The sequence below is a fragment of the Paenibacillus sp. J22FR5 genome (assembly GCF_059691975.1).
The window spans coordinates 1-1,285 of record NZ_JCAUAN010000076.1; the positions used below are offsets into that span (position 1 = coordinate 1).

At 42.7% G+C, this 1,285-nt stretch carries 2 protein-coding genes; both read right to left on the minus strand.

Going from position 1 to position 1,285, the window contains the following annotated elements; genetic code table 11:
• Positions 1-37: 37 nt before the first annotated feature.
• The gene (locus AC58P7_RS33415) at positions 38-946 is read right to left on the minus strand and encodes an IS3 family transposase (protein ID WP_497350360.1); all 909 of its coding nucleotides are present in this window, start codon (positions 944-946) and stop codon (positions 38-40) included.
• Positions 892-1,209 carry a helix-turn-helix domain-containing protein gene (locus AC58P7_RS33420; protein ID WP_497350361.1) on the minus strand — a complete coding sequence of 106 codons (318 nt, stop codon included), beginning with the start codon at positions 1,207-1,209 and terminating at the stop codon, positions 892-894. Before AC58P7_RS33420 ends, AC58P7_RS33415 begins: the two co-directional genes overlap by 55 nt.
• Between the last annotated feature and the right edge of the window lie 76 nt (positions 1,210-1,285).

The following is a 1,285-nucleotide window of genomic DNA, read 5'->3' on the forward strand; positions in this document are numbered from 1 at the left end:
TGGTCAAGCCCCAATTTTGTAGACATTAAAAAAAGCCCTAGGAAACAAGTTGGCGCCGGTACTCAACCGGAGTCAGCTTGTTTAGTTTTTTCTGGATTCGTTCCTCATTATAAAAAAGGATGTAATCCTCAATTCGCCTTTGAACTTCGGCTATATCTCGTATATCATAAGGATAGAGTGCTTCTGCTTTCAAATGGGAGAAGAAGCTCTCCATTGAGGCGTTGTCATAACAATTTCCTCGGCGTGACATGCTGATTTGGGCGCCAACCTGTGGCAGCATGTCGTGGTAGGCATGAGACGTGTACTGGCTCCCTTGATCGCTGTGAACGATCAATTCGGGTATCTGTCCAGTCGCGTCTTTATGTTGCTTAAATGCCTTTTCAAACGTTTTTAATACCAATGGATTGTCATTGTTGAAGCTTATATGATAGGCGATAATTTCAGCGTTAAATAAATCTTTAATGGCGGATAGGTATATTTTTCGGTCCAACACACGGTATTGTGTAATATCAGTCACCCATTTCTGGTTCGGCCTTTCAGCCGTAAATTCACGGTTTAACAGGTTCTCTGCAACGCGTCCATCGGAAACAGCGACTTGGTAAGAAGTAGGATGGAATCTCTTACGTCTAATGATGGATCTTAGTCCCATTTCTTGCATGAGTCGATAAACTCTCTTGTGGTTAACAAGTTCACTGTATCGACGTTCTAGTTCCATTTGGATCCTACGATACCCGTATGTACCCTCACGTAGATCGTAGATAGCTTGTATTCGCTCTTTAGTGATATGATCACGGTCCACTTGAGACGTGTGTAAGTACCGGTAATAGCCGCTTCTGGATACTTGAATAACCTCACATATCCTTTGCACTGTATAGCCAGGTGCCATTTGTTCTACGACCTTGAACCTACTTCTCTTTGTACCTCCTTTATCCAGATTTCTAAGCACTTTTTTAGCATCTCATTCTCCCTAGTTAGTTTCTGAAGATGCCTGTCCTCATCCTTGTACGATTCGCGTCGTCCTCTATTATCCATAAGTCCGTACTCACCAAACTGCTTATACTTTCGCATCCAGACCTTAACCCGATCATGATCTTCAATCCCCAGTTCTTCAGAGATCTGGCGCTTCGTCATTCCTTCTAATTTCATATGAATAGCTTTTAACTTCAGCTCTTGGCTGTACGTTTTTAGCTTCTGTCCTTTTGTCGCCATGCCAAACACCCCCTAAAATAGTTTAGATTAACCCGGGGGTTTTTTCTAATGTCTATTTTAGGGGGTGCGGTTCAGT